Origin of the sequence: Serratia sp. JSRIV006, from assembly GCF_019968685.1 — a bacterium.
Taxonomy (GTDB): Bacteria; Pseudomonadota; Gammaproteobacteria; order Enterobacterales; family Enterobacteriaceae; genus Chania; species Chania fonticola_B.
The window spans coordinates 5,283,776-5,309,224 of record NZ_CP074137.1 but is presented as its reverse complement, the minus strand read 5'-3'; the positions used below and the strand labels follow the sequence as shown (position 1 = coordinate 5,309,224).

General features: G+C 54.2%; 29 protein-coding genes. 23 read left to right on the top strand and 6 right to left on the bottom strand.

Annotated features, from left to right (window positions below; genetic code table 11):
* Nucleotides 1-21: 21 nt before the first annotated feature.
* The 3 genes from KGP16_RS24610 to KGP16_RS24600 form a co-directional block, all read right to left on the bottom strand.
* Nucleotides 22-891 carry a phosphoribulokinase gene (locus KGP16_RS24610; RefSeq protein WP_021808045.1) on the bottom strand — a complete coding sequence of 290 codons (870 nt, stop codon included), beginning with the start codon at nucleotides 889-891 and terminating at the stop codon, nucleotides 22-24.
* Nucleotides 892-1,042: 151 nt separating this feature from the next.
* Nucleotides 1,043-1,276: a YheU family protein gene (locus KGP16_RS24605; protein ID WP_021808044.1), complete on the bottom strand. Its 234-nt coding sequence runs from the start codon at nucleotides 1,274-1,276 to the stop codon at nucleotides 1,043-1,045.
* Complete coding sequence (locus KGP16_RS24600) at nucleotides 1,273-2,253, bottom strand: hydrolase (protein WP_021808043.1); 981 nt, start codon at nucleotides 2,251-2,253, stop codon at nucleotides 1,273-1,275. The genes KGP16_RS24605 and KGP16_RS24600 overlap by 4 nt, the downstream gene beginning before the upstream one ends.
* Nucleotides 2,254-2,370: 117 nt before the next feature.
* Here KGP16_RS24600 and KGP16_RS24595 point away from each other — a divergent pair, with 117 nt between their 5' ends.
* The 6 genes from KGP16_RS24595 (at nucleotide 2,371) to tauD (ending at nucleotide 7,359) form a co-directional block, all read left to right on the top strand.
* Nucleotides 2,371-2,973 (top strand): LysE family translocator, encoded by a 603-nt coding sequence (locus KGP16_RS24595; protein ID WP_021808042.1) that lies wholly within the window; start codon nucleotides 2,371-2,373, stop codon nucleotides 2,971-2,973.
* A 10-nt stretch (nucleotides 2,974-2,983) separates the two neighbouring features.
* Entirely contained in the window at nucleotides 2,984-3,766 is a 783-nt protein-coding gene (locus KGP16_RS24590; protein ID WP_209555022.1) for a PhzF family phenazine biosynthesis protein, read from the top strand.
* Between the two features lie 144 nt (nucleotides 3,767-3,910).
* Nucleotides 3,911-4,906 (top strand): taurine ABC transporter substrate-binding protein, encoded by a 996-nt coding sequence (tauA, locus tag KGP16_RS24585; protein ID WP_021181660.1) that lies wholly within the window; start codon nucleotides 3,911-3,913, stop codon nucleotides 4,904-4,906.
* A gap of 10 nt (nucleotides 4,907-4,916) precedes the next feature.
* Nucleotides 4,917-5,684, top strand: coding sequence for a taurine ABC transporter ATP-binding subunit (gene tauB / locus KGP16_RS24580; RefSeq protein WP_021808035.1), 768 nt, complete (start codon nucleotides 4,917-4,919; stop codon nucleotides 5,682-5,684).
* Nucleotides 5,681-6,514, top strand: coding sequence for a taurine ABC transporter permease TauC (tauC, locus tag KGP16_RS24575; protein WP_021181658.1), 834 nt, complete (start codon nucleotides 5,681-5,683; stop codon nucleotides 6,512-6,514). Before tauB ends, tauC begins: the two co-directional genes overlap by 4 nt.
* Nucleotides 6,511-7,359 (top strand): taurine dioxygenase, encoded by an 849-nt coding sequence (tauD, locus tag KGP16_RS24570; RefSeq protein WP_021808034.1) that lies wholly within the window; start codon nucleotides 6,511-6,513, stop codon nucleotides 7,357-7,359. Before tauC ends, tauD begins: the two co-directional genes overlap by 4 nt.
* 3 nt (nucleotides 7,360-7,362) lie before the next feature.
* On the opposite strand, the gene KGP16_RS24565 is transcribed toward tauD, so the two are convergent.
* On the bottom strand, nucleotides 7,363-8,082 hold the full coding sequence (locus tag KGP16_RS24565) for an NUDIX domain-containing protein (RefSeq protein WP_021808033.1): 720 nt from the start codon (nucleotides 8,080-8,082) through the stop codon (nucleotides 7,363-7,365).
* Between the two features lie 192 nt (nucleotides 8,083-8,274).
* Here KGP16_RS24565 and prs point away from each other — a divergent pair, with 192 nt between their 5' ends.
* Both prs and KGP16_RS24555 read left to right on the top strand, forming a co-directional pair.
* Nucleotides 8,275-9,135, top strand: coding sequence for a ribose-phosphate diphosphokinase (gene prs / locus KGP16_RS24560; RefSeq protein WP_223500486.1), 861 nt, complete (start codon nucleotides 8,275-8,277; stop codon nucleotides 9,133-9,135).
* A 10-nt stretch (nucleotides 9,136-9,145) separates the two neighbouring features.
* Nucleotides 9,146-10,636 carry a nicotinate phosphoribosyltransferase gene (locus KGP16_RS24555; protein ID WP_094981638.1) on the top strand — a complete coding sequence of 497 codons (1,491 nt, stop codon included), beginning with the start codon at nucleotides 9,146-9,148 and terminating at the stop codon, nucleotides 10,634-10,636.
* A gap of 37 nt (nucleotides 10,637-10,673) precedes the next feature.
* On the opposite strand, the gene KGP16_RS24550 is transcribed toward KGP16_RS24555, so the two are convergent.
* Entirely contained in the window at nucleotides 10,674-12,593 is a 1,920-nt protein-coding gene (locus KGP16_RS24550; protein ID WP_115159427.1) for an ABC transporter ATP-binding protein, read from the bottom strand.
* 134 nt (nucleotides 12,594-12,727) lie between these two features.
* Here KGP16_RS24550 and kefG point away from each other — a divergent pair, with 134 nt between their 5' ends.
* From kefG to slyD, 4 genes are all read left to right on the top strand, one after another.
* Complete coding sequence (gene kefG / locus KGP16_RS24545; RefSeq protein WP_223501566.1) at nucleotides 12,728-13,282, top strand: glutathione-regulated potassium-efflux system ancillary protein KefG; 555 nt, start codon at nucleotides 12,728-12,730, stop codon at nucleotides 13,280-13,282.
* Nucleotides 13,282-15,093: a glutathione-regulated potassium-efflux system protein KefB gene (gene kefB / locus KGP16_RS24540; protein WP_021808028.1), complete on the top strand. Its 1,812-nt coding sequence runs from the start codon at nucleotides 13,282-13,284 to the stop codon at nucleotides 15,091-15,093. Before kefG ends, kefB begins: the two co-directional genes overlap by 1 nt.
* Nucleotides 15,094-15,107: 14 nt before the next feature.
* On the top strand, nucleotides 15,108-15,311 hold the full coding sequence (locus KGP16_RS24535; RefSeq protein ID WP_037376686.1) for a YheV family putative zinc ribbon protein: 204 nt from the start codon (nucleotides 15,108-15,110) through the stop codon (nucleotides 15,309-15,311).
* Between the two features lie 94 nt (nucleotides 15,312-15,405).
* Nucleotides 15,406-15,993 (top strand): peptidylprolyl isomerase, encoded by a 588-nt coding sequence (slyD, locus tag KGP16_RS24530; RefSeq protein ID WP_021181645.1) that lies wholly within the window; start codon nucleotides 15,406-15,408, stop codon nucleotides 15,991-15,993.
* Between the two features lie 45 nt (nucleotides 15,994-16,038).
* Here slyD and KGP16_RS24525 read toward each other — a convergent pair whose 3' ends face one another.
* Nucleotides 16,039-16,266, bottom strand: coding sequence for a SlyX family protein (locus KGP16_RS24525; protein ID WP_021808027.1), 228 nt, complete (start codon nucleotides 16,264-16,266; stop codon nucleotides 16,039-16,041).
* A gap of 317 nt (nucleotides 16,267-16,583) precedes the next feature.
* Between KGP16_RS24525 and fkpA the strand changes: the two genes are divergently transcribed.
* The 11 genes from fkpA (at nucleotide 16,584) to bfr (ending at nucleotide 24,990) form a co-directional block, all read left to right on the top strand.
* Nucleotides 16,584-17,462 carry an FKBP-type peptidyl-prolyl cis-trans isomerase gene (fkpA, locus tag KGP16_RS24520; protein WP_223500483.1) on the top strand — a complete coding sequence of 293 codons (879 nt, stop codon included), beginning with the start codon at nucleotides 16,584-16,586 and terminating at the stop codon, nucleotides 17,460-17,462.
* A gap of 326 nt (nucleotides 17,463-17,788) precedes the next feature.
* Nucleotides 17,789-18,511 (top strand): transcriptional regulator, encoded by a 723-nt coding sequence (locus tag KGP16_RS24515; RefSeq protein WP_021181642.1) that lies wholly within the window; start codon nucleotides 17,789-17,791, stop codon nucleotides 18,509-18,511.
* Entirely contained in the window at nucleotides 18,511-18,900 is a 390-nt protein-coding gene (tusD, locus tag KGP16_RS24510; RefSeq protein WP_021808025.1) for a sulfurtransferase complex subunit TusD, read from the top strand. Before KGP16_RS24515 ends, tusD begins: the two co-directional genes overlap by 1 nt.
* Nucleotides 18,901-18,909: 9 nt before the next feature.
* Nucleotides 18,910-19,269 (top strand): sulfurtransferase complex subunit TusC, encoded by a 360-nt coding sequence (gene tusC, locus KGP16_RS24505; RefSeq protein WP_021808024.1) that lies wholly within the window; start codon nucleotides 18,910-18,912, stop codon nucleotides 19,267-19,269.
* A gap of 9 nt (nucleotides 19,270-19,278) precedes the next feature.
* On the top strand, nucleotides 19,279-19,566 hold the full coding sequence (tusB, locus tag KGP16_RS24500; protein WP_021181639.1) for a sulfurtransferase complex subunit TusB: 288 nt from the start codon (nucleotides 19,279-19,281) through the stop codon (nucleotides 19,564-19,566).
* 144 nt (nucleotides 19,567-19,710) lie between these two features.
* Complete coding sequence (gene rpsL, locus KGP16_RS24495) at nucleotides 19,711-20,085, top strand: 30S ribosomal protein S12 (protein WP_021181638.1); 375 nt, start codon at nucleotides 19,711-19,713, stop codon at nucleotides 20,083-20,085.
* A gap of 91 nt (nucleotides 20,086-20,176) precedes the next feature.
* On the top strand, nucleotides 20,177-20,647 hold the full coding sequence (gene rpsG / locus KGP16_RS24490; RefSeq protein WP_021181637.1) for a 30S ribosomal protein S7: 471 nt from the start codon (nucleotides 20,177-20,179) through the stop codon (nucleotides 20,645-20,647).
* A gap of 90 nt (nucleotides 20,648-20,737) precedes the next feature.
* Nucleotides 20,738-22,852, top strand: a complete 2,115-nt coding sequence (gene fusA / locus KGP16_RS24485; RefSeq protein ID WP_021181636.1) for an elongation factor G — start codon at nucleotides 20,738-20,740, stop codon at nucleotides 22,850-22,852.
* A 71-nt stretch (nucleotides 22,853-22,923) separates the two neighbouring features.
* Nucleotides 22,924-24,108: an elongation factor Tu gene (gene tuf, locus KGP16_RS24480; protein WP_046808053.1), complete on the top strand. Its 1,185-nt coding sequence runs from the start codon at nucleotides 22,924-22,926 to the stop codon at nucleotides 24,106-24,108.
* 133 nt (nucleotides 24,109-24,241) lie between these two features.
* Entirely contained in the window at nucleotides 24,242-24,436 is a 195-nt protein-coding gene (gene bfd / locus KGP16_RS24475) for a bacterioferritin-associated ferredoxin (RefSeq protein ID WP_024485620.1), read from the top strand.
* A 74-nt stretch (nucleotides 24,437-24,510) separates the two neighbouring features.
* Nucleotides 24,511-24,990, top strand: a complete 480-nt coding sequence (gene bfr, locus KGP16_RS24470) for a bacterioferritin (RefSeq protein ID WP_021182231.1) — start codon at nucleotides 24,511-24,513, stop codon at nucleotides 24,988-24,990.
* Nucleotides 24,991-25,449 lie beyond the last annotated feature (459 nt).

The following is a 25,449-nucleotide window of genomic DNA, read 5'->3' as shown; positions in this document are numbered from 1 at the left end:
AGATTAGCCGCGCCCGATAACTTATTCGATCTTCTTGCCTTCCATCAACCGCTGCACCAGCGGTGCCATAATCAGTTCCATTGCCAGCCCCATCTTGCCACCCGGTACCACCAGCGTATTGATATGCGAGATAAACGATCCTTGCAGCATTGCCAGCAGGTAGGGGAAATCGATCTGATCCAGGCCCCGGAAGTGGATCACCACCAAGCTTTCGTCGAGTGAGGGGATTGCCTTGGCGGCAAACGGGTTGGAGGTATCTACCGTCGGGACGCGTTGGAAGTTGATATGGGTGCGCGAGAACTGTGGCGTGATGTAGCTGATGTAATCCTCCATCGAACGGACTACCGAGTCCATCACCGCCTCACGGGAATGGCCACGCTCGCCGGTATCGCGGATCAGCTTCTGGATCCACTCCAGGTTGACGATCGGCACCACGCCGACCAGCAGATCGACATGTTTGGCTACGTCGATCTGATCGGCCACTACGCCGCCGTGCAGCCCTTCGTAGAACAGGACATCCGTGGGGGCGGGCAGTGGCTCCCAAGGCGTGAACGTGCCAGGAACCTGGTTGTAAGGCACCGCCTCGTCGTAGGTATGCAGATATTTACGTGAGCGGCCGGTGCCGTTCTTGCCGTATTCGATAAAGCTTTGCTCAAGCAGGCCAAAGTCGTTGGCTTCCGGGCCGAAGTAGCTGATATGGCGCCCCATATCGCGGGCTTTACGAATTGCCGCATCCATTTCCGGCCGGGTGTAACGGTGGAAGCTGTCGCCTTCCAGCTGGGCGGCGCGCAGGTTTAGCTGCTGAAAAATCTTGCGGAACGCCAGGCTGGTGGTGGTGGTGCCGGCTCCGCTGGAACCGGTCACCGCGATAACGGGATGTTTGGCAGACATGGTCGAGGGTCACTCCGTATTAAATGCGCAGGCTCAGAATGAGATTTTTAGTATGGCTGATACCCTTTCGCCCAAGGCGAAATTGTGCGCGTTGGTTTGCAATACTGCATTGTTACCTGATTTTTTCCCTCAGTCATAGCGCGCAATAAGACTAAATTTCCTCCTGCCCGGCGCGGATCTGCCCGCGAGGCATGATGTTGACGGTTTCATGTAGTTCTGACCACACCAGCACCACTTCGCCGCTTTTCAACTGGCGGCGCACGTCGTCGACCTTCTGTTCCAGCGAACGTTCGTGCTCGCCGTAGTCGGTTCCTTCGCGTAATACAAAGGATTCGATCAGGCTGTTGAGAGTCTCTTGTTCAATTTCTTGCCAGGGAATAATCACTTGGTGGGTTCCAAAAAAGAAGAAAGCCAGGCCGGGATTCGTTGCTCCAGCCACATTTGTGGTTTTTTCAAGGTGCCGCCGACAAAACCGACGTGGCCACCGCACTCCGTCAGCTGATATTCGATATTAGGCGGCAGGCTGGCGAGATCGGGTATCACCGCATCGGTCATAAACGGATCGTCTTTAGCGTGAATGATCAGCAGTGGCGTGGTGATCTGCGGCAACAGCGGTAGGGCGCTGCAACGGCGATAGTAATCGACCGCGTCGCTGAAGCCGTGAATGCGCGAGGTGATCACATCATCAAACTCACGAATGCGCCGCAGCTTGTTCAGTTGCGACAGATCCAACGGCAAGGTGCCTGGATAGTGCAGCAGCTTGCGGGTGGCATTTTGCTTGAGTTGGCCCAATAGGTAGCGCTGATAAACGCGGGAGAATCCCTGCTCCATGCGGATTGAGCATGGCTCCAGCATCAGCGGGGCAGAAACGACCACTGCCGCTTGTAGCAGGCTGTCATTGCCCTGCTGGGCCAGATAATAGGCCAGCATATTGCCGCCAAGGGAAATCCCAACCGCTGCCGTTGGCACTTCGCCAAAGCTGTCACGCAACCAGCGCAGGAAGAAGCGGGCATCTTCCGTTTCGCCGGAATGATAGATGCGTTGCTTACGGTTAGGCACGCCGCTGCAACCACGGAAATGCATCACCACGCCCAACCAACCTTGCTCGCGCCAGGCATTAAGCAGCCCATGTGCGTAAGGGCTGTAGAAATTACCCTCTAACCCATGGAACAGCACCACGCGCGGTTTATCGCGCGCCAGTTGCGGATCTTCACTCCAGGCCAGATCGACGAAATCGCCGTCCGGCAACTCCAGCCGCTGCCAATGGGGTTGTAGCCGTATGCGGCGGCGCACCAGCCGTGGCAGCAGGGTTTGCAGGTGTGGATTACTGGCCCCGGTCAGGGGGCGAAAGGATTCATACATAATGAATAAAATTCTTGTTGGCGGCTATTGTGTGATCCGAACCGCACTGTTAGCTTCAAACACATGTATTAGCAATCATACTGCAAAAATGTCATTTGGGTGAGGAGCACCCGCTTCATGGAACTGAGTTTATTTCTTTCGATGCTAGGCTTCCTGTGGGTGGCCGCGATCACCCCTGGCCCCAATAATATGTTGCTCACCACCTCAGGGGCCAATTTCGGCTTTATGCGTTCATTATGGCTGATGATCGGCATCATGCTGGGTATGCAAAGTATCTTGGTGCTGGTGGCATTTGGCGTTGGTGGGTTGATCCTGATTTATCCTTCATTGCACCTGATCCTGAAAATCCTCGGTAGCCTTTATCTGTTGTGGCTGGCGTGGAAAGTGGCGACGGCGGCCTATGAAAAGCTGGAAACCGACGCGCCGCCACCAAAGCCGGTGCGCCTGTACCAAGGCTGGCTGTTGCAATTCCTCAACCCCAAGGCCTGGCTGATGGCGCTTGGGGCAGTGGCGAGCTTTAGCCTGGCGGGAGATAAATACAACCACTCGATTCTGGCCATCGCCTTCGGTATCTTTGCCGTCAACATCGTTGCCGGGATCATCTGGTTGGGTTTTGGTACGGTGATTGGCCGCCTGCTGCGCAGCAAGAAAGCCTGGATAATCTTTAACGTGTCGATGGGGTTGTTAACCGCCGCCTGTGTATTACTGATTTGGCATTGAGGGAACGCTGATGAACGAAAACTATTTCCATGTGGATGCCTTTATCGGCGAGGGACTGCGGGGCAACCCGGCCGGTGTCTGCCTGCTGCCACAACCGCTGGAGGCAGCGCAGATGCAGGCCATCGCCAATGAACTGAACCTGCCGGAAACCAGCTTTGTCTGGCAGGATGGCGACATGTATGCGATCCGCTGGTTCACGCCGACGCGGGAAGTGGATCTGTGCGGGCATGCTACTTTGGCTACGGCGCACGTGTTGTTAAACGTGGTCAACCCGGGGTTGAGCGATATCCGTTTCCGTTCCGCCAGCGGTGAACTGTATGTCAAACGTGATGCGGCCGACGGTGAACGGCTGATCCTGGATTTCCCTTCTCGCCCACCACAGAAAATTGCTGAACCGCCACAGTTGGCTGCTTTGCTCGGTGTGCAACCGCAGGAAGTGTGGCGAGCCCAGTCGCTGATGGCGGTATTGGCCGATGAATCGCAGGTCAGGGCGGTGCAGCCTGCGATCGCCGAGCTGATCGACCATCTCGGTTGCGGCGTGATCGTCACGGCTCCGGGTGATGAGGTGGATTTTGTCTCGCGCTATTTCTCAATGGATCGCAGCGAAGATCCGGTCACCGGCTCCGCCCATTGCATACTGATGCCTTACTGGACGGCGCGCCTTGGCCGCCACGTATTGCATGCTAAGCAGCTGTCATCACGCGGCGGCGAGTTGTTCTGCGAGCAGCAAGGAGAACGTACGTTGCTGGGTGGCTACGCGCGCATCTTCTTGCGTGGTTCTCTTTCAGGTTAAAGTCTGGCCTAGCACGTCGGGGATGAGTAGGTAGTGTAGATATCGCCATAAGTAATAAAGAAGATTTTTTTATTCTTTTATTGCCGAGCGTCGCTCAGATAAAACTGTTGGTCACAGCACAGAATTTTATCAACGGAGCGGATCATGGCGAGCAAACTTTTCTCATTACGCAGTGCAGTATTGTTGGCTTTATCGCTCGGTGCGGCCAGTGCCCAGGCAGTGGACGTCACCGTGGCGTACCAGACCTCCGCCGAACCCGCCAAGGTGGCGCAGGCGGAAAACAGCTTTGCCAAACAGTCTGGCGCGACCGTTGACTGGCGCAAGTTCGACAGCGGCTCCAGCGTGTTGCGTGCGCTGGCCTCTGGCGACGTGCAGATTGGCAATATCGGCTCCAGCCCACTGGCCGTGGCCGCCAGCCAGAAGCTCCCTATCGAAGTGTTCCTGATCGCCTCGCAGTTGGGTAGTTCCGAAGCGCTGGTGGTGAAAAAGGACATTAAATCTCCCCAGGATCTGATCGGTAAGCGCATTGCGGTACCGTTCATTTCCACCACTCACTACAGCCTGCTGGCCTCTCTGAAACACTGGGGCATCAAACCTGACCAGGTGCAAATTCTCAACCTGCAACCGCCAGCCATTGCGGCGGCCTGGCAGCGTGGGGATATCGACGGGGCTTACGTATGGGCTCCGGTGGTCAATGAACTCGCCAAACAAGGCAAGGTGCTGACCGATTCCGAGCAGGTTGGCCAGTGGGGCTCACCAACGCTGGACGTGTGGGTAGTGCGTAAAGACTTTGCCAAGCAGCATCCGGAAGTTGTCACCGCGTTTGCTGCCAGCGCCCTGCAAGCACAGAAGGCCTACCTGGCACAGCCGGAGCAGTGGCTGAAAGACCCAAGTAACCTGAGTACGCTAGCTCGCCTGAGTGGAGTGCCGGCAGAGCAGGTACCGGAACTGGTGAAGGGTAACCGTTACCTGCCGGTCGCCGATCAGATCACTCAACTGGGCCAGCCGGTAGATAAAGCTATTCGCGATACCGCCGAGTTCCTTAAGCAACAAGGCAAGATCCCGCAGGTGGACAGTGATTACAGCGCCTATGTGACCGACCGTTTTGTCAAACAGCTGCAGGCTGCGCCGCAGTCGTAAGGGATCCGCCATGCTAAACGTTAACCATCTTTCGGCCGATTATCAGGGGCGTGTGGCGCTGCGCGATGTATCTTTCCAGATAGCCAGAGGGCAACTGGTGGTGGTGTTAGGGCCTTCTGGCTGCGGCAAGACCACGCTGCTGAATTTGATCGCCGGGTTTATTGAGCCAACGGCAGGCAGCATTACGCTGGATGATGTCCCCGTCAAAGGCCCGGGTGCCGAGCGGGGCGTGGTCTTCCAGCATGAAGGCTTACTGCCGTGGCGCAACGTGGTGGATAACGTGGAGTTTGGCTTGCAACTGGCCGGTGTGGCCAAACTGCAGCGCCGCAAGGTGGCGCAGCAGATGTTGCAACGCGTTGGGCTGGCCGGCTATGAGCAACACTTCATCTGGCAACTGTCCGGTGGGATGCGTCAGCGGGTGGGTATTGCTCGCGCCTTGGCAGCCGACCCTCGGCTGTTGCTGCTGGATGAGCCTTTCGGGGCACTGGACGCATTCACTCGCGAACAGATGCAGGAACTGCTGTTAAATATTTGGCGTGATACCGGCAAGCAGGTGCTGTTGATCACCCATGACATCGAAGAAGCGGTATTCCTGGCCAGCGAGCTGTTACTGCTTTCTCCTGGTCCTGGGCAGGTGGTGGAGCGTTTATCGCTGAATTTTGGCCAGCGCTATGCCGCCGGAGAGGCTTGCCGCGCCATCAAGTCCGATCCTGAGTTTATCGCCCTGCGTGAATACGTGCTGGGCCGGGTGTTCCAACAGCGCGAGGCCTTGCTATGAGCCTGCATTCTGTTCTTAAAGCCGCAGTACCGACAGCGGTGCGCCAATCTCGTTTCACGCTGCCGCGCAGCCTCAAGCTGAGCACGGCAACCTTGCTGGTGGTGTTGGCGGTTTGGTGGGCAGTAACTACCTTGCAGCTGATCAGCCCGTTATTTCTGCCCGCACCGCAGCAGGTATTGCATCAGTTGGTGGTCATTGCCAGCCCACAAGGCTTTATGGATGCCACGCTATGGCAACACCTAGCCGCGAGTCTTGGGCGGATCCTGGTGGCATTACTGGCTGCTGTGGTCATCGGCGTCCCGGTGGGCATTGCGATGGGGCTGAGTGAGACCGTGCGCGGCCTGCTTGATCCCCTGATTGAAATTTATCGTCCGGTGCCGCCGCTGGCCTATCTGCCGCTGATGGTGATCTGGTTTGGCATCGGTGAAACCTCGAAAATCCTGCTGATCTACCTGGCGATTTTTGCCCCGGTGACGCTTTCGACCGTGGCAGGTGTACGCAGCGTAGCGCAGGTGCGCATTCGTGCTGCACAAGCTTTGGGGGCCAACCGCTGGCAACTGCTGCGCTTTGTGGTGTTGCCCAGCGCGCTTCCGGAAATTCTGACCGGCATCCGTATTGGCCTGGGCGTCGGCTGGTCTACGCTGGTGGCCGCTGAACTGATTGCTGCCACGCGCGGTCTGGGATTTATGGTGCAGTCCGCCGGTGAGTTTTTGGCGACCGACGTGGTCATCGCCGGTATCAGCGTGATTGCGATAATTGCATTTGGTCTGGAGCTGGGGCTGCGTGCCTTACAGCGCCGTTTGACCCCCTGGCATGGAGTACAGCAATGAACGAACGTTTAGCAATTACCCCGTTGGGGCCTTATATCGGCGCGCTGGTGGAAAACGTCAATCTGGCGCGGCCATTGGGCGACGGCCAGTTTGAACAGCTTTACCATGCTTTGCTCAAGCATCAGGTGCTGTTCCTGCGCGATCAGCCCATTACGCCATTACAACAGCGCGAGCTGGCAGGGCGTTTCGGCGATCTGCATATTCACCCGGTGTATCCGCATGCTCCCGATGTGGAGGAGATCATCGTGCTGGATACCCATGACGATAATCCGCCGGATAACGACAACTGGCATACCGACGTCACCTTTATCGAAAACCCGCCGCAGGGGGCGATTTTAGCCGCCAAGCAGCTGCCGACGACCGGTGGCGACACGCTGTGGGCCAGCGGGATTGCCGCGTATGAGGCGTTGTCCTCACCGCTGAAAAAGTTGTTGGTCGGGTTGCAGGCAGAGCATGACTTCACCAAGTCGTTCCCCGAATATAAACATCGTGGCAGCGAGGAAGAGCATCAGCGCTGGCAGTTGGCCGTGCAGAAAAACCCACCGTTATTGCATCCGGTGATCCGCACCCATCCGGTGACCGGCAAGCAGGCGCTGTTCGTTAATGAAGGATTTACTACGCGGATTGTCGATCTGGCGGCGAAGGAGAGTGATGCTCTGCTGAACTTCCTGTTTGCGCATATCACCAAGCCGGAGTTTCAGGTGCGCTGGCGCTGGCAGGCCAATGATATTGCCATCTGGGATAACCGGGTGACGCAGCATTACGCCAATGCGGATTACCTGCCGCAGCGGCGCATTATGCACCGTGCGACCATTTTGGGGGATAAGCCGTTCTATCGCGCCTGAGGATCACTCCACCATCAGGTTTCTGGAAAAGTTTCTCATATCTACCCCCGCTTTCCTGCGGTACAGGCGTGCCTTGCGTGCGCCTGTTGCCACTCTCTCGCCGGTTTCCTCAAACATTTCCGAAGCGTCAAAACGCCGCATCAGGCTTTTGCGCTGCACCGTATGCGACAAAATGATCTCAATCACTTCCTGCAATTGGGAAAGCGTGAACTCCGCTGGCAGGCAATAGACCGGCAGCATGGAGTAAGCCGTTTTTTGCCGTAGCCGCTGAAGTGCCGCTTCCACGATCGTTTGATGGTCGAAAGCTAACTGCTGTGTTTGCAGGTTGTCCAATGGCACCCAGGCGACGTCATTCACGTCGGCGATATGCGGCTGGCAATCGGCATGGGCGATCAGAGCAAAGTAGACCGTGGTCAGGCTCCAGCCACGCGGATCCCTTTCCGGGCCAGAAAAACTGGCCAACTGCGCCAGATAGGGCGGTACCACACCGGTTTTTTCCCTCAGTTTACGTTCGGCCGTCGCTTGCGTTGAGGTGTCGCGCTGCAAATCGATAAACCCTCCGGGCAATCCCCATTGATTGAGGAAAGGGTGATTAGCGCGCTTGGCCAACAGCACGCACAGTTTCCCGCCGTGCACGGTAAACAGCACGCTGTCGACGGTGACAAGCGGTGAGGGGAAGAGGCGCGGATCGTAGTTTTTCAGGTACTCGGCTTGGGTGGTCATGCTGGCGCTCGGCTAAAAAGGTCTTTGGGACAATATAACAATAGCTGCCGGCTAATGATAATTATTAAAAGCTCAAATAAACAAATGGTTAAGCGAATTTGCTGCGATTAAGACATTTTTTTGCTTGCCAATAAGTGTCTCTTGGACAATTATATAATTGTCCTAGGGACACTAATTGATGGAGGGAAGAATATGAGCGCACAACTGCAGTTTTTTTTGAACGACATTGAAGTGAAGTTGACAACCGGACAGTTTCCCGATGGGGCGGTGTATGCCCGGTTTGCACAGCCTGAAACAACGGGGACTTCGCAGATGCGTATTCGTGCCAGCGCAATGCGCAGCATGGATGACTTCATGCTGTTGGCACAGTTGACGCAGGCGGTACGCCACCAGTTTCTGATCAAAGAAAGCCTGCTTGAGTTGCCTTATCTGCCCTACGCCCGCCAGGATCGCCATATGGCCTCCGGCGATAGCTTTGCGCTCAAGGTTTTCGGCCAATTACTCAACACCTTGGCGTTTGACCGTGTGACGGTGCTGGATCCACACAGTGAAGTAGCTGCCGCTGTGATCGACAACATGCACATCATCACTCAGCAACAGTGCATGCAGCACAGCAGCAGACTGACCAGTTTACTGACCCAGCAGCAGCTGTTCCTGGTGGCACCGGATGCCGGAGCGCTGAAAAAAATTCACGCGGTAGCGGCCCACTTTGGCATCGCGCAATACGGCATCCTGACCAAACACCGGAACGTGTTCAGTGGCGAACTGACGGGCTTTGAACTGCTGGCTGGTGATGTGCAGGGCAAAGATGTGCTGATTGTGGATGACCTGTGCGACGGTGGCGGCACCTTTATCGGCTCGGCCCAGGTGTTACGCCAGGCGGGGGCACGTACGGTCAGCCTATATGTCACCCACGGGGTATTTTCCAAAGGTACCGCGGCTTTGCTGAATCAAGGCATTGATAACATCTATACCACCACTTCCTATGCTGCGGCGGAACTCGCTGAGCAACGTGTTGAACTGATTGATATTGCGCGTATCTACGCTCACTAAGGAACCGACTATGTTAACCAATCCTATTCTGGCGATTGATGGCTACAAAGTGTCACACCGTGAGCAATATCCGCTGGGTACTACGCGGATCTACTCCAACTTCACGCCGCGCAGCGATCGGTTCTTTGCTTCCCCGTTGCCGGACGGCCAACTGGTGTTCTTCGGTTTACAGGGCTTTTTACAGTGGTTCATGGTGGATCTCTTCAACCAGCAGTTTTTTGCCCAACCGGAAGAGCAGGTAGTGGGGGAATATAAAACGCTGATGGATAGCTACATTGGTCAGGATCGGGTCTGCGTGGAGCATATTCGCGCCCTGCATCGGTTGGGTTATCTACCGCTGCATATCAAAGGGTTGGACGAAGGCAGCAAGGTGAGGATGAAGGTACCAGTGCTGACCATTACCAATACGCGTGAGGAGTTCTTCTGGCTGGTCAACTACCTGGAAACGGTGATCTCGGCCGAACTGTGGAAGGCTTCCACCAATGCCACCCTTGCCCATCATTATCGCAAGATCTGCCAGATGTGGGCGGATAAAACCTGCGATGACCTGGCGCATCTGGATTTCCAATGCCACGATTTTTCCTTCCGCGGCATGTCAGGGATGCATGATGTCGCGCAGGCCGGTACCGGGCATTTGCTCAGCTTCAAGGGCACCGACAACATTCCGGCGGTGCTGTACGCACAGAGGTATTATCCAACCGCAGAAGATTACTTCGTGGCTGGCAGCATCCCCGCCACCGAACATAGCGTGATGTGCATGGGAGAGCAGGCAACGGAGATCGAAACGTTCCGCCGTTTGATTGAAGATCTCTACCCAAATGGATTGGTTTCCATCGTGTCGGATACCTGGGATTACTGGCAGGTGCTAACGGAGTTTACCCGTGAGTTGCACAGCAAAATCATGGCGCGCGATGGCAGGGTAGTCTTCCGCCCAGACAGTGGCGATCCGGTGGCTATTCTTTGTGGAACCGGCAACGACAGCGATCGCAGTGCGCAACGCAGCGCCGAAGAGAAAGGCTCGGTGGAAGTGTTGTGGGAAATCTTTGGTGGCACGGTTAACAGCAAGGGCTACAAAGTGTTGGATCCCCATGTCGGGTTGATTTATGGCGACTCCATTACTCTGGAACGCGCCCAGGAAATCCTGCAACGCCTGGAAGCGAAAGGTTTTGCCAGCTCTAACGTAGTGTTTGGCGTGGGTTCCTTTACTTATCAGTATAATACCCGCGATACCTTTGGTTTCGCGATGAAGGCCACCTACGGTGAGGTGAACGGGGTGGGGCGTCCCATCTTCAAACAACCGAAGACCGACAGCGGCCTGAAACAATCTGCACGCGGTTTGTTGCGGGTGATCCGCGATGGGGAAGGAGAATATCAACTGCTGGATAATCAGGACTGGCAGCAGGAGCAGCAGGGTGAACTGAAAACGCGCTTCCTGGATGGCAAACTCTATAACCGGGACTCACTGGAACAGATCCGCCAGCGCATTGCCTGCTACAGATAAAGGTTGCCCCCTCTCAGTAGAAAAGGGGCAACTATGATTAACTCTCCGACTCAAACGCCTGGGTCAGATTTTCCAGCTGTTCCTGGGCATCCAGCCAGGTCATTTCCGTTTCTTCCAGAGCGGACTTGGCCTGGCTTTGCTTTTGCAGGCAGGCGGTCAGATCGGCTTTACGGCTGATGTCGTACAGCGCCGAGTCTGCCAGCTGTTCTTCCACCGCGGCCAATTCGGCACCCAGCTTATCCATCTGTTGTTCCAGCTTGGCGATCTGCTTACGCAGTGGTTGGGTTTGCGTACGGAATTCGGCTTCACGGCGCTTTTGGTCTTTACGCGCCTGGGCGCTGTTGCCGTTATCCTGCTTTGGTGCGGCATCCTGCTGTGCCTGCTGCTTTTGCAGATCGCTAAGCCACTGCTGGTAATCGTCCAGATCGCCCTCGAACTGCTCCACCTGGCCATCGTGCACCAGATACAGATCGTCGGTGGTAGAACGCAAAAGGTGACGGTCGTGCGAAACCACCACCAACGCCCCCTCGAAATCGATCAGCGCTTCAGTCAACGCCTGGCGCATATCCAGATCCAGGTGGTTGGTCGGTTCATCGAGCAGCAGCAGGTTAGGGCGCTGCCAGACGATCAGCGCCAGCACCAGCCGTGCCTTTTCACCGCCGGAGAAACGTTCGGTGATTTCGGTGACCTTATCGCCCTGGAAGCCGAAGCCGCCAAGGTAATCGCGTAACTGCTGTTCTAATACGCGAGGGGCGATGCGGCTCAGATGCTGCAGTGGCGACTCATCGGCGCGCAGGAACTCCAACTGATGCTGGGCGAAGTAACCCAGTTTGATGCCCTTTGCCAGCCCGATCTCTCCGCTGAGCGGCTCCAGTGTGCCGGCCAGCATTTTGATCAGCGTTGATTTACCGGCACCGTTACGCCCCAACAGGCCAATACGTGAGCCGGGTACCAGGTTGAGCTTGATTGACTGCAAGATCACTTTGTCGCCATAGCCTGCGCTGACTTTTTCCATCCGCAGCAATGGATTCGGCAGGCTTTCGGGTTGGCGGAAGCTAAACGTGAACGGGTTATCGACGTGCGCAGGGGCAATCAGCTCCATCCGCTCCAGCATCTTGATGCGGCTCTGTGCCTGTTTGGCCTTGGTGGCCTGAGCACGGAAACGGTCAATGTAGCTTTGCAGATGCGCCACTTTCTCCTGTTGGCTCTGATACAGCGATTGCTGCTGTGCCAGTTTGGTGACGCGCTGGCGCTCGAAGGAGGAATAGTTGCCGGTATATTCGTTGATGGTCTCATTTTCGATGTGCAGGATCTTGTCGACGATAGGGTCGAGGAAATCACGGTCATGCGAAATCAGCACCAGGGTACCCTGATAGCTTTTCAGCCAGCGTTCCAGCCAGATCACTGCATCCAGATCCAGGTGGTTGGTGGGTTCGTCCAGCAACAGCAGATCGGAACGGCAAACCAAAGCCTGAGCCAGGTTGAGGCGCATACGCCATCCGCCGGAGAAGGCACGCACCGGACTTTGCAGCTGTTCGTTGGAAAAGCCTAAACCGTGTAACAGGCTGGCGGCACGGGAACGGATGGTCCAGGCATCCAGAGCATCGAGCTTGCCGTGCAGCGTGGCGATGGCGTGGCCGTCGTTGTTATCGTTTGCCACCTGTAATTCGGCTTCCAACTGGCGGAATTCCCGATCGCCATCGATAACATACTCAATGGCAGGCACTTCCAGTGCCGGTGTTTCCTGATTCACCCAGGCCAGCGCCCAGTTGTTTGGAAAGGTGTAGCTACCACCGTCTGCGGCGATCTCACCTTTCAACAGGGCCAGCAGCGTGGATTTCCCACAGCCGTTCTTACCCACCAGGCCGACCTTCTGACCTGGATTAACCGTCGCCGTGGCGTTGTCCAACAGGACGCGGGTGCCGCGTCGGATTTGTAGCGAGGAGAAAACAATCATAAAGCGCCGTTTGTTCAGAGTATGTTAAATTGAATTGAGTTTACGTTAACAGGACGCGTAGCAGTCCTATTATTAGTCTTTGCGTTGCATGGTAACGGAAATCCGCCACCCTGACGACGCTTTGGAGGGGAATGATGTCACAGCCGCCGAAGGTTTTGCTGCTGTATGCCCATCCGGAATCCCAGGACTCGGTAGCGAACCGGGTTTTGTTACAACCGGCACAGCAGTTGGAACATGTTACCGTGCACGATTTATACGCGCACTATCCGGATTTCTTTATTGATATCCATCACGAACAACAACTGCTCCGCGACCATCAGGTTATCGTTTTCCAACACCCCTTATATACCTATAGCTGCCCGGCTTTGCTGAAAGAATGGCTGGATCGTGTGCTGTCCCGCGGGTTTGCCAGTGGTATCGGCGGTAATGCGCTGGCGGGCAAATACTGGCGTTCGGTGATCACCACTGGGGAACCGGAAGGTGCCTATCGCACTGGCGGTTACAATCGTTATGCGATCGAGGATATTCTGCGCCCTTTTGAGCTGACCGCGGCCATGTGCCATATGCACTGGCTGACGCCGATGATCGTTTACTGGGCGCGCCGTCAGAAACCGGAAGTGCTGAACAGTCACGCCAGCGCTTATGGCGACTGGCTGCGTAACCCGTTGCCGCACACCGGGAGGCACTGATGGAAGGTTCCTCGCTATTAACCGCCATATTGCTGTTCCTGTTTGCTGCGGTGTTGACGGTGCCGATCGCCCGCCGTCTTGGGATCGGAGCTGTTTTAGGCTATCTGATCGCCGGTATTGCCATTGGCCCGTGGGGATTGGGATTCATCCGGGATGTGGATGAAATTCTGCACTTCTCCGAGTTGGGCGTGGTGTTCCTGATGTTTATCATCGGGCTGGAACTGAACCCGGCCAAACTGTGGGAACTGCGTCGCTCGATCTTTGGTGTCGGTGCCGGGCAGGTATTGGTCACGGCGGCCGTGCTCGGTGCGCTGCTTTACTTCAGCCATTTTGCCTGGCAGGCGGCGGTGATAGGTGGCATTGGTCTAGCCATGTCATCGACAGCCATGGCGCTGCAACTGATGCGTGAAAAAGGCATGAACCGCAACGAAGGGGGGCAGTTAGGCTTCTCGGTGCTGCTGTTTCAGGATATGGCGGTGATCCCGGCGCTGGCGTTGATCCCGATCCTGTCCGGGGGAGCGGGTACCAGCGACGATTGGGCGAAAATCGCCATGAAGGTCGCGGCCTTCGGCGGCATGCTGATCGGGGGGCGCTTCCTGTTACGCCCGTTATTCCGTTATATCGCCTCATCTGGGGTGCGTGAAATATTTACCGCCGCCGCGCTGTTGGTGGTGCTGGGGGCTGCGCTGTTTATGGATGCCCTTGGCCTGTCGATGGCATTGGGGACCTTTATCGCCGGGGTGCTGCTGGCAGAGAGCGAATATCGCCATGAACTGGAAATCGCCATAGAGCCTTTCAAAGGGCTGCTGCTCGGGTTGTTCTTCATCTCGGTAGGCATGGCGCTGAATATGGGGGTGTTGTATACCCATCTGCTGGAAGTACTGCTGGGCGTGGTGATCCTGGTGGCGGTGAAATCGGGTGTGTTGTACTCGCTGGCGCGTATCTTTGGCCTGCGGCGCTCGGTACGTCTGCAATTTTCCGGGGTGCTGAGCCAAGGCGGTGAGTTTGCCTTCGTGCTGTTCTCGGCGGCTTCGACGCAGCATATTTTCGACGACGATCAACTGGCCTTGCTGCTGGTCGTGGTGACGCTCTCAATGATGACCACGCCGCTGCTGATGCAGATTATCGATCGCATTCTGGCCCGCCGCTATAACGCCAAAGATGAGGATGAAGAGGCGCCCTACGTGGCAGATGACGATCCACAGGTCATTATCGTCGGTTTCGGCCGCTTCGGGCAGGTGATTGGCCGCTTACTGATGGCTAATAAGAAGCGTATCACCGTGCTTGAGCGGGACGTTAGCGCGGTTGGCGTATTGCGCCGATACGGTTACAAGGTTTACTACGGAGATGCCACGGAACTGGAGTTGCTGCGGGCAGCCGGTGCGGCAAAGGCCAAATCTATCGTCATTACCTGTAATGAGCCGGAAGATACCATGGCCATCGTCCATCTGTGCCAGCAGCACTTCCCCAACCTGTCCATTTTGGCGCGGGCGCGGGGGCGTGTGGAGGCGCACGAGTTGTTGCAGGCTGGCGTAAAACAGTTTAGTCGTGAAACCTTCTCCAGCGCCCTGGAGCTAGGGCGCAAGGCGTTAACGGAGTTGGGGATGCACCCGCATCAGGCTTATCGCGCTCAGCAGCATTTTCGCCGTCTGGATATGCGCATGCTGCGTGAATTGATGCCACCGCATCTGGGGGACGTGGCTCAGATTTCCCGCGTGAAAGAAGCCCGGCGCGAGCTGGAAGAACTTTTCCACCGCGAAATGCAAAAAGAAAAACGGCAGTTCGACGGCTGGGATGATGAATACGAATAATTCGGAGCACAATGATGTCTGCAACTCGTAAAAGATTTATCGCCGGGGCGGTTTGCCCAAGCTGTAACGCTATGGATACGCTGGCGGTTTGGCGTGAAGACCAGGTTGAAGTAGTGGAGTGTGTCAAGTGTGGCCACCATCAGCGCCAGACCGAGCAACAGGTGGAAAAACACGTTCGCCCGCAGGAGCAGGTGATCGGTATTTTTCACCCAGAGTAGCGTTATCTGCCGTGATTTTTTATGCTGAAGGGTACAGCGCTGGAGATTTCCGCTACAATCTCCACCGATTTAGTTTCCAACGGTAGGAGATATCATGAAAGTAACAAAAGACTTGGTGGTCAGCCTGGCTTACCAAGTACGTACAGAAGACGGTGTTTTGGTTGATGAGTCTCCGGTGAGTGCACCGTTGGACTATCTGCACGGGCATGGCTCTCTGATCGCAGGTCTGGAAAAAGCACTCGAAGGTCACGAAGCGGGCGATCGTTTCGACGTTCATGTCGCCGCTAACGAAGCTTACGGCAACTACGATGAAAACCTGGTGCAGCGCGTTCCTAAAGACGTCTTTATGGGCGTTGATGAACTGCAGGTAGGCATGCGCTTCCTGGCTGATACCGATCAGGGCCCGGTTCCGGTTGAAATCACCGAAGTTGATGGTGACCACGTAGTGGTTGATGGTAACCACATGCTGGCTGGCCAAGACCTGAACTTCCACGTAGAAGTTGTGGCGCTGCGTGAAGCGACTGAAGAAGAACTGGCCCACGGCCACGTTCACGGTGAGCACGATCATCACCATGAACACGGTGACGGCTGCTGTGGCGGTCATGGCCACGATCACGACCACGATCATGACCACGGCAAGAAAGGCGGCTGTGGTGGCAACGGTGGTTGCGGCTGCCACTAATCCTGGTGCTGTAACTGCAACAAAAGGTCGCTTCGGCGGCCTTTTTTAGTAATGCGGGGGAGGTGTCTCTTCCGACTGCGAGGCGATCATCGAAGGTTGGCTGGCGCGCAGTTTGTCGGTCAGCAGCCGCAGATGTTCTTGTATCTTCAGCATTTCAAGCTGATGCTGTACCACGGTTTGATTGAGTTCCTCAATCGTCACTTCCTGAAAGGCCTGGCGGCTTTCCATCTCTTCCAACCGCTGCAGCAGGCTGTCGTAGTTTTGCTCGTGCATGATGTTACCTCTGGCACTGTTAAATCCGGGATTCTGGCACTATGTTATCAGTAGCGCTCGGCTTTGTGCCTGCCAATTTCGGCAAGCGGTTTATCACTGCTGCAAGGCGGGCAATTCAACTCGCAAGGCCGTCAAATAAAGGTGTTAATTATCAATGCGATAATTATTTTTCTTGAACTTTGCTACCAATATGAGGTCACATCTTGACTCGATTGGTTACCTGTGTGACTGTTTTGTTTTGTTTCAGGCAGCTATAGTAGCCCGGTTAACTTACTTAATGATGGTTTGAGGCACCGCTTCAGACACTGGAGAAATGGATGAAATCTTTGTTTAAAGTCACGCTTCTGGCAACCACTATGGCGCTTGCTCTGAATGCGACCCAAGTTATGGCAGCCGATGCAGCCAAACCTGCTGATGCAGCTACCGTTACCACTACCGGTGAGGTTGCGCCTGCTGCTGAAGCGGCTAAACCTGCAGAAGCACCAAGCATCGGTAAGTTCAAGAATGACGATGAGCAGGTTGCTTACGCACTGGGTGTTCAACTCGGCCGCTACATGGAAAACTCGCTGGATGAACAGGAAAAGCTGGGCATCAAGCTGGACAAAGACGTGATGCTCGGGGCTGTTAAGGACGCGTTTGCCAAGCAGAGCAAGCTGAATGACTCTGACATCGAAAAAACCCTGCAAGGTTTTGAAGTGCGCGTGAAGGCTTCTGCTCAGGCGAAGATGGAGCAGGACGCGAAAGAAAACGAAGCGAAAGGCGTTAAATACGCTGAAACCTTCGCCAAAGAAAAAGGCGCGAAGAAAACCGAATCTGGTCTGCTGTACAAAGTAGAGAAAGAAGGGACCGGTGAAGCACCGAAAGACAGCGATACCGTAGTGGTAAACTACAAAGGTACCCTGACCGACGGCACCGTGTTTGACAACTCCTACGATCGCGGCGAGCCATTGTCATTCCGTCTGGACGGCGTGATCCCTGGCTGGACTGAAGGCCTGAAGCACATCAAGAAAGGCGGCAAGATCAAACTGGTTATCCCACCGGCACTGGCCTACGGTAAAAATGGCGTTCCAGGGATCCCTGCCAACTCCACGTTGGTGTTTGATGTTGAACTGTTGGATGTGAAACCAGCAGCCAAGGCTGACGACAAAACAGAAAAAGCGGCTGATGAAGCTGCTGTAGACGCTAAAGCCAAGTAAGTCTAAGATTTTCCCAACCGCCGCGAATGTCCTTCGCGGCGGTTTTCATTTCTGCGCTACCAAGAATGCAAAATATCCTGCAACTTTACTCCCTGTCTTTACTGATCGCTTGACGCCTGCCGGGCATCGGGCTTAACGTCAATATCACGCGCAAATGTAAGAACCAGCATCTGACCGTTTTGCTAGACTCTGGGTCTGAACTTATGAATCATGCGCCTGCCCCTTAGGGCGTGTACCTAAAACTGCTCCCGGCAGCGATTGTCTCCTGCACGAGCCGTTTTAGTTGCGTCCCCTGGCACAGGCGATCTATGTAGGTGGTATCTTCGATGTCAAATTCGCTTTTATCCAGCGAAGCCAGCGAACTTGATTTGCTGAATGAGCGTCCGTTTAGTCAGACGGACCATGAAATCCTGAAGTCGTATGAAGCCGTGGTCGATGGGCTGGCGATGCTGATTGGTGGGCACTGCGAAATCGTGCTGCACTCCCTGGAGGATCTGAAATGCTCCGCCGTGCGTATTGCCAATGGTGAACACACCGGGCGTAAAATCGGTTCGCCGATCACCGATCTGGCACTGCGTATGCTGCATGATATGGCGGGCGATGACAGCAGCGTCTCCAAAGCCTATTTCACCCGGGCCAAAAGTGGCGTGTTGATGAAGTCGGTAACGATTGCCATCCGCAATCGCGAACAGCGGGTGATCGGCCTGCTGTGTATCAACATGAATCTCGATGTGCCGTTCTCGCAGATTATCCAGACCTTTATGCCGCCGGAAACGCAGGAGGTGGCTTCCTCGGTCAACTTCGCCTCCTCGGTTGACGATCTGGTGGCGCAGACGTTGGAGTTCACCATCGAAGAGGTGAATGCCGATCGCAACGTGTCCAATAACGCCAAAAATCGCCAGATCGTACTCAACCTGTACGAGAAAGGCATTTTTGATATCAAAGACGCGATCAATCAGGTTGCCGATCGCCTGAATATCTCCAAGCATACCGTCTACCTGTATATCCGCCAGTTCAAGAGTGGCGATTTGCTGGGCAATGAGCGCTGATGCTTAACTACTGCCTATTGGTCACCGGCCCGGCTTATGGTACTCAGCAAGCGAGCAGCGCCTGGCAATTCGCCCAGGCCCTGTTGGCGGCAGGCCACCGCATTACCAGCGTTTTTTTCTATCGTGAAGGGGTGCTGAATGCCAACCAACTGACCTCTCCAGCCAGCGATGAATTCGATCTGGTGCGGGCGTGGGTGGCTCTGGCGCAGCAACATGGCGTGGAGCTTAATGTCTGTGTGGCGGCAGCTTTGCGCCGTGGCGTGACCGATGAGCAAGAAGCCGCACAGTTGGCGTTGGTGGCTGCCAACCTGCAGCCGGGGTTTACCCTCAGCGGTTTGGGCTCATTGGCCGAAGCGGCGCTGAGCAACGATCGCCTGATACAGTTTTAAGTGAGCAGAATGAAGCGAGTTGCGTTTGTATTTACCCAAGGGCCACATGGCAGTGCGGCTGGCAGGGAAGGGCTGGATGCGGTACTGGCGACGTCGGCACTGAGCGAGGATATCGGCGTATTTTTTGTCGGCGATGGTGTGTTGCAACTGCTGCCGGGCCAACAACCCGAAAAGATCCTGGCCCGCAATTACATCGCCACTTTTGGCGTATTGCCGCTGTATGACGTTGAAAACTGCTATCTCTGCGCAACGGCCATCCAGGAGCGCGGCCTGCAACAGGTCACCGACTGGGTGCTGAAGGCCGAAACTCTGCCGCCAGATACTCTGCGCCAGAAACTGGCCACTTACGATGTGGTCATGACTTTCTAGGATACTTTGATGCTGTATACCCTCAGCCATTCCCCAACCCGTTGCGACCTGCCTGCGTTGTTAAGGCTCACCAGAGAAGGTGATGCTCTGTTGTTGTTGCAAGACGGCGTACTGGCCGGCCTGTCCGGTAGCGCCAGCCTTGATTTATTGCTCAATGCCCCCATATCCCTTTATGCGCTGCAGGACGATCTGGAAGCCAGAGGCCTGTCTGTTCATTTTTCACCCAAAATCACGCTAATCGGTTATACTGACTTCGTTGTGTTAACCGAGAAACACCACAGCCAAATGGCATGGTAATGCGGGTGATGTTGTATATTTCTTGACACCTCTACCAGTCAGCCATAAAATTCTGCGTCCTCGTACTGTGCCAAAAGTGCATACGGGGGATTTATCACATGTTTACGAAGCAAAAAACGAAGCAAAACCCAGGAGCTTTTTTTAATGACTACGATTAATCAGCTGGTTCGCAAACCACGCTCTGTGAAGGCTGCTAAAAGCAACGTTCCAGCGCTGGAAGCCTGCCCGCAGAAACGTGGTGTATGTACTCGCGTATATACCACCACCCCGAAAAAACCAAACTCCGCACTGCGTAAAGTTTGCCGTGTGCGTTTGACTAACGGTTTCGAAGTGAGTTCTTACATCGGTGGCGAAGGCCACAACCTGCAGGAACACTCCGTAATCCTGATCCGTGGCGGTCGTGTTAAAGACTTGCCAGGTGTGCGTTACCACACCGTTCGTGGTGCACTTGACTGCTCCGGCGTTAAAGACCGTAAGCAAGCTCGTTCCAAGTACGGCGTGAAGAAGCCAAAGGCTTAATGGTTCTCCGTTAAGTAAGGCCAAACATTTTAATGTCAAAATAAACTCGTAGAGTTTTGGACAATCCTGAAATTTTCAACGGAGTATTTCCATGCCACGTCGTCGCGTAATAGGCCAACGTAAAATCCTGCCAGATCCTAAGTTCGGATCCGAGCTGTTGGCTAAATTTGTAAACATTCTGATGGTAGATGGTAAGAAATCTACTGCAGAAGCAATCGTCTATACCGCGCTGGAGACCCTGGCTCAGCGTTCTGGTAAAGGTCACCTGGAAGCTTTCGAAGTCGCTCTCGACAACGTGCGCCCGACTGTAGAAGTTAAGTCTCGCCGCGTTGGTGGTTCTACTTACCAGGTACCAGTTGAAGTTCGTCCGGTTCGTCGTAATGCCCTGGCAATGCGTTGGATCGTTGATGCAGCTCGTAAACGTGGTGATAAATCCATGGCTCTGCGCCTGGCGAACGAACTGTCTGATGCAGCAGAGAACAAAGGTTCTGCTGTTAAGAAGCGTGAAGACGTTCACCGTATGGCAGAAGCCAACAAGGCGTTCGCCCACTACCGCTGGTAATCCACGCAGTAGTTATGCTAACCAAGTGGGCGCTTCAAGAAGCCAACCCGCTTGGTTTCACCGAACCGCCTAAGGCAATAGAGGAATCAAATGGCTCGTACAACACCCATTGAGCGCTACCGTAATATCGGTATCAGTGCTCACATCGACGCCGGTAAGACCACAACTACCGAACGTATCCTGTTCTACACCGGTGTAAACCACAAAATCGGTGAAGTTCATGACGGCGCCGCCACCATGGACTGGATGGAACAAGAGCAGGAGCGTGGTATTACCATTACTTCTGCAGCGACAACTGCTTTCTGGTCTGGTATGGCCAAGCAGTTTGAGCCGCACCGTGTAAACATCATCGACACCCCAGGGCACGTTGACTTCACCATCGAAGTAGAACGTTCCATGCGTGTGCTTGATGGCGCGGTAATGGTTTACTGTGCTGTTGGTGGTGTTCAGCCACAGTCTGAGACCGTATGGCGTCAGGCTAACAAATATAAAGTGCCACGCATCGCGTTCGTTAACAAAATGGACCGTATGGGTGCCAACTTCTTGAAAGTTGTTGGTCAGCTTAAATCTCGTCTGGGCGCAAACCCGGTTCCATTGCAGCTGGCAATTGGCGCAGAAGAGAAATTCACCGGTGTTGTTGACCTGGTGAAAATGAAAGCCATCAACTGGAACGAAGCTGATGCAGGCGTGACCTTCGAATACGAAGAGATCCCAGCTGACATGCAAGAACTGGCTGCTGAATGGCACCAGAATCTGGTTGAGTCTGCAGCAGAAGCCTCAGATGAGCTGATGGACAAATACCTGGGCGGCGAAGAGCTGACCGAGGAAGAAATCAAGAAAGCTCTGCGTCAGCGCGTGCTGAACAACGAAGTGATTCTGGTAACCTGTGGTTCTGCCTTTAAAAACAAAGGCGTACAGGCAATGCTGGATGCGGTTATCGAATACCTGCCAGCGCCAAATGACGTTGAAGCTATCAACGGTATTCTGGACGACGGTAAAGATACCCCGGCTGTGCGTCATTCTGACGACTCAGAGCCGTTCTCTGCACTGGCGTTCAAAATCGCTACCGATCCATTCGTGGGTAACCTGACGTTCTTCCGTGTGTACTCTGGCGTTGTTAACTCCGGTGACACAGTTCTGAACTCCGTTAAGGCCGCGCGTGAGCGTCTGGGCCGTATCGTTCAGATGCACGCTAACAAGCGTGAAGAGATTAAAGAAGTTCGTGCAGGCGACATCGCTGCAGCAATCGGTCTGAAAGACGTAACTACCGGTGATACGCTGTGTGATCCTGCTAGCCCGATCATTCTTGAGCGTATGGAGTTCCCTGAGCCGGTAATCTCCGTAGCGGTAGAACCAAAAACCAAAGCTGACCAGGAAAAAATGGGTCTGGCTCTGGGCCGTCTGGCGAAGGAAGACCCATCATTCCGCGTATGGACTGACGAAGAATCAGGTCAGACCATCATCGCAGGTATGGGTGAACTTCACCTGGATATCCTGGTTGACCGTATGCGTCGTGAATTTAACGTTGAAGCGAACGTGGGTAAACCACAGGTTGCTTACCGTGAAGCGATTCGCGCGAAAGTTACTGACATCGAAGGTAAACACGCCAAGCAGTCTGGTGGTCGTGGTCAGTATGGTCATGTTGTTATCGACATGTACCCACTGGAGCCGGGCTCAAATCCGAAAGGTTACGAGTTCATCAATGACATTAAAGGCGGTGTGATCCCAACGGAATACATCCCTGCCATTGATAAAGGCCTCCAGGAGCAACTTAAGTCTGGTCCACTGGCCGGTTATCCGGTAGTTGATCTCGGTGTGCGTCTGCATTTCGGTTCTTTCCACGATGTTGACTCCTCCGAATTGGCGTTTAAACTGGCCGCGTCTATCGCCTTTAAAGATGGCTTTAAGAAAGCAAAACCTGTTTTGCTTGAGCCTATCATGAAGGTTGAAGTTGAAACGCCGGAAGAGAACACTGGTGACGTCATCGGTGACCTTAGCCGTCGTCGTGGTCAACTGAAAGGTCAGGAATCCAACGCTACTGGCGTTCAGATTCACGCTGAAGTTCCGTTGTCCGAGATGTTTGGATACGCAACTCAACTGCGTTCTCTGACCAAAGGCCGTGCTTCTTACTCCATGGAGTTCCTGAAGTACGATGATGCGCCGAACAACGTCGCTCAGGCCGTTATTGAAGCCCGTGGTAAATAAGCTTTCGGGTTTAACACATTGATCAGTGCTCCCTCCATGAGGGGGGAGCAAAAGAGTTAAGGAATATAGCCGTGTCTAAAGAAAAATTTGAACGTTCCAAACCGCACGTTAACGTTGGTACTATCGGCCACGTTGACCACGGTAAAACTACCCTGACCGCTGCAATCACTACCGTTCTGGCTAAAACCTACGGTGGTTCTGCACGTGCTTTCGACCAGATCGATAACGCGCCAGAAGAAAAAGCTCGTGGTATCACCATCAACACTTCTCACGTTGAATATGACACCCCGACTCGTCACTACGCGCACGTTGACTGCCCAGGACACGCCGACTACGTGAAAAACATGATCACCGGTGCTGCTCAGATGGACGGCGCTATCCTGGTTGTAGCTGCGACTGACGGCCCTATGCCTCAGACTCGTGAGCACATCCTGCTGGGTCGTCAGGTTGGCGTTCCTTACATCATCGTATTCATGAACAAATGCGACATGGTTGATGATGAAGAGCTGCTGGAACTGGTAGAAATGGAAGTTCGTGAACTTCTGTCTGCTTATGACTTCCCTGGTGATGACCTGCCGGTTGTTCGTGGTTCAGCGCTGAAAGCACTGGAAGGCGAAGCTGAGTGGGAAGCTAAAATCATCGAGCTGGCCGGTCACCTGGATTCTTACATCCCAGAACCAGAGCGTGCTATCGACCAGCCGTTCCTGCTGCCAATCGAAGACGTCTTCTCCATCTCCGGTCGTGGTACCGTAGTTACCGGTCGTGTTGAGCGCGGTATCGTTAAAGTTGGCGAAGAAGTTGAAATCGTTGGTATCAAAGACACCGTTAAGTCTACCTGTACCGGCGTTGAAATGTTCCGCAAACTGCTGGACGAAGGCCGTGCTGGTGAGAACGTTGGTGTTCTGCTGCGTGGTATCAAGCGTGAAGACATCGAACGTGGTCAGGTACTGGCTAAACCAGGTTCCATCAAGCCACACACTCAGTTCGATTCAGAAGTGTATATCCTGAGCAAAGAAGAAGGTGGTCGTCATACTCCATTCTTCAAAGGCTACCGTCCACAGTTCTACTTCCGTACAACTGACGTGACCGGTACCATCGAACTGCCAGAAGGCGTAGAGATGGTAATGCCAGGCGATAACGTGAACATGGTTGTTACCCTGATCCACCCAATCGCTATGGACCAAGGCTTGCGTTTCGCAATCCGTGAAGGCGGCCGTACTGTAGGTGCGGGCGTTGTTGCTAAAGTTATCGCTTAATCGCGAATAATTTATAAGCACTAAAAGAGGGCACTTCGGTGCCCTTTTTTTATACAATTTTTTACCAATCTTAATTGAAATAAAAACGATTCTTATTTAGACTTACTGCATTGGTTAAGAAGTGAGTCTCTCTATGTACGTATGTTTGTGTAATGCTGTGTCCGACAAAGCGATCCGCAAAGCGGTGCGTCAGCACAATCCCCATACCATGAAGCAACTGCGTGAGCTGGTGCCGATTGGAACCGACTGCGGTAAATGCATTCGTCAGGCAAGGCAAATTATGGTGGAGGAACGGGCAACCCTGATTCATATGCACGAAGTCGCCTAATAAATAGTAGGGTTATTTTTTGACTCTTGGCCCGCAGCTTCTACACTTTTAGAACTGCCCAGGAGGATTTACCTATGAAAGGCGATAAAAAGATCATTGCTCACCTCAACAAGCTGCTCGGTAACGAGCTGGTTGCCATCAATCAATACTTCCTGCACGCGCGTATGTTCAAAAATTGGGGCCTGATGCGTCTCAATGAGAAGGAATATCACGAGTCGATCGATGAGATGAAACATGCCGATCGCTACATCGAGCGTATTCTGTTCCTTGAAGGGCTACCGAACCTGCAAGATCTTGGCAAGCTGAATATCGGCGAAGATGTCGAAGAGATGCTGAGGTCCGATTTGGCTCTGGAACTGGATGGTGCCAAGAACCTACGGGAAGGTATCGCCTATGCCGACTCTATCCATGATTACGTTAGCCGCGATCTGATGAAAGAGGTGTTGGCCGATGAGGAAGGGCATATCGACTGGTTGGAGACTGAGCTGAGCCTGATCGAGCGGCTTGGCATCCAAAACTATTGCCAGGCGCAAGTGCTGGAACGTAAAGACTGACATCACGGCCCCTCACCCTAGCCCTCTCCCACAGGGAGAGGGGACAGCCCGTGCCACAACTTAACTACGATATTCATCCTTTACATTCCACTATCACATACCAGCTTTAACCCCATACCAATCCTCACATTCCCCTGTTACAGATTATCTTCTGAACTTGCTAACAGCGCCGATCGGCTCCCTCTCACTAAAGGAGAGGGTTGGGGTGAGGGGTAAAACGCATTAAATACCGCTCATTCTGAGCATATTTCCATCCGTGGCTTGCAACCTGGCCTGGTTTGCGTATAATGCGCGGGCTTACCTAATCTTGGTAAGCCTGATTTTAGCGAATCAGTCGATTGGCAAGAACGTTTTGCCCTTCGAACAATACTCCCGATATGGGGGTTATATGTTGACGATTACACTCCCCCATCAATCGAAATGGGTGTGAGGAGTAATTATTTACGTTTATAAATAATT